Here is a 2,674-nt window from a genome sequence, read left to right on the forward strand (position 1 = left end):
CGCCACCATCACACCGCCACCCGGCAACGCGTCCATCAGCCGGCCACGCGCCGCCACCACACGACACGCATCACCCAAAGACAGCACACCGGCCACATGGGCAGCGGCGATCTCCCCCACGGAGTGACCCACCACGAACCGCGGCACCACACCCCACGACTCCACCAACCGGAACGCCGCCACCTCAAACGCGAACAACCCCGCCTGAGCCCACACCGTCCGATCCAACAACCCCGCCACGTCACCCTCGGACTCCGAAGGCCAGGCCACCGACGTCAGCGGCGCCCCCAGCAGCGGGTCCAGCACCTCACACACCGCATCCCACGCCCCCGCGAACACCGGGAACGCCTCATACAGATCCCGCCCCATACCCAACCGCTGCGCACCCTGACCCGAGAACAACACAGCGACATCAGGCTCTTCAGCCCCCGCCACACCCCGCACCACACCCGAAGCCGACTCATCCGCCGCCAACGCGCCCAGACCCGCCAGCAGCTCGCCACGATCCCGGCCCGACACCACCGCCCGATGCTCGAACACCGAACGACCACTCGCCAGCGAGAACCCCACATCCACCGGATCCAGCGCCTCATCGGCTGCAACACGCGCACGCAACCGCGCAGCCTGCCCCCGCAACGCCACCTCACTGCGCCCCGACACCGGCCACACCACCAGACCCGAAGCCGAACCCGACTCCCCAGCCTCAACGCCCAGTTCGTCCACAGACTGCGGAGCCTGCTCCAGAATCACGTGCGCGTTCGTCCCACTGACGCCGAACGCGGAGACACCCACCCGACGCGGGCGGTCGGCCTCCGGCCACTCCCGCGCCTGACTCAGCAACTCCACCCCGCCACTCGACCAGTCCACCTGATCCGTCGGCTCAGCGGCATGCAACGTGGCGGGCAGCACGCCGTGCCGCATCGCCTCCACCATCTTGATCACACCAGCAACACCCGCAGCAGCCTGCGTATGACCGATGTTCGACTTCACCGAACCCAGCCACAACGGACGCTCCTCCGAACGCCCCCGCCCATAAGTGGCCAGCAGCGCCTGCGCCTCGATGGGATCCCCGAGACGGGTGCCCGTGCCGTGCGCCTCGACGGCGTCGACCTCGGCCGCGTCGAGTCCGGCGACGGCCAGGGCCTGCCGGATCACCCGCTGCTGCGACGGACCATTCGGAGCCGTCAGCCCATTACTCGCACCGTCCTGATTGACCGCACTGCCCCGCACCACAGCCAGCACCCGGTGACCAAGCCGCTCAGCATCCGACAGCCGCTCCACCAGCAGCACACCGGCACCCTCACCCCAGCCCGTGCCGTCCGCATCCACGCCGAACGCCTTGCACCGGCCATCCACAGCAAGCCCCCGCTGCCGCGAGAACTCCACAAACACCCCCGGCGTGGACATCACGGTCACACCGCCGGCCAGCGCCAAATCGCACTCACCCGACCGCAGCGCCTGCACAGCCCAGTGGAGCGCGACCAGGGACGCCGAGCACGCCGTGTCCACCGTCACCGCCGGGCCCTCCAGGCCCAGGGTGTAGGCGATCCGGCCGGACATCACACTCGCCGCGTTACCAATGCCCGCGTACCCCTCGGCACCATCCGAGGTGTGCTCGAGCAGGGTCGCGTAGTCCTGGCCGTTGGTGCCCATGAACACACCGCCCCGGCCACCCCGCAACGACGCCGGATCGATACCGGCATCCTCCAGCGCCTCCCAGCACGTCTCCAGCAGCAACCGCTGCTGCGGATCCATCGCGGTGGCCTCACGCGGCGAAATACCGAAGAAACCGGCGTCGAAGCCGGCCGCATCCGACAGAAACGCCCCATGCCGCGTATACGACGTCCCCAGATTCTCCGGATCCGGATCGAACAACCCCTCCAGATCCCAGCCCCGGTCCACCGGGAACCCCGACACCGCGTCAGCCCCCGACACCACCAGATCCCACAACTCACCCGGCGAACCCACACCACCCGGGAAACGGCACCCCATACCCACGATCACCACCGGATCGTCAGCCACCGACACCGCCCCGAACGGCACCAGCCCAACCGAACCCACAACCCCCGCGAACTCACCCCACAAAAACCCGGCAAGCTCATTCGGCGTCGGATAGTCGAACACCAACGACGGCGCCGTCGCCAAACCCGTCACCGCATTCACCCGATTCCGGAACTGCACCGCAGTCAACGAATCGAAACCCAGATCCTTGAACGCCCGCCCCGGCAACACCGCCTGACTCGACGCATGCCCCAACACCAACGCCGCCTGCTCCCGCACCAACCCCAGCAACAGCGCACGCTGATCCGACTCCGACAACCCCGCCAACCGCGCCCGCAGACCCTCAGAGCCCACATCCGCCGTGGGTTCCGCCTTCCGGACAGCCTGGACCTGCGGAATCTCATCGAAGAGCGCACTGGGGGCGGTGGTCACCGTCGGCAGATAGCGTTCCCAGTCCACCTCCACCACCGTGAGACTGCCCTCGTCGCCCGCAGCCACCTGCCCCAAAACCGTCAACGCCCTAGACGGCTCCATCGGCACAACACCCTGCCGCCGCATACGCCCGGCGACCGCCTCGTCAGCGGCCATACCCACACCGGCCCACGGTCCCCACGCCACAGACGAGCCGACCAGCCCCCGCGCCCGACGCTGCTCGACCAGAGCCTCCAACGCC

1 pseudogene is annotated in these 2,674 nt (G+C 68.8%); it reads right to left on the reverse strand.

What is annotated here, in order from left to right:
• Positions 1-2,670: pseudogene (locus AOK08_RS36460) on the reverse strand (type I polyketide synthase); the annotation flags it as partial.
• Positions 2,671-2,674 lie beyond the last annotated feature (4 nt).

The organism is Streptomyces graminilatus (genome assembly GCF_001418565.1).
Classification (GTDB): domain Bacteria; phylum Actinomycetota; class Actinomycetes; order Streptomycetales; family Streptomycetaceae; genus Streptomyces; species Streptomyces graminilatus.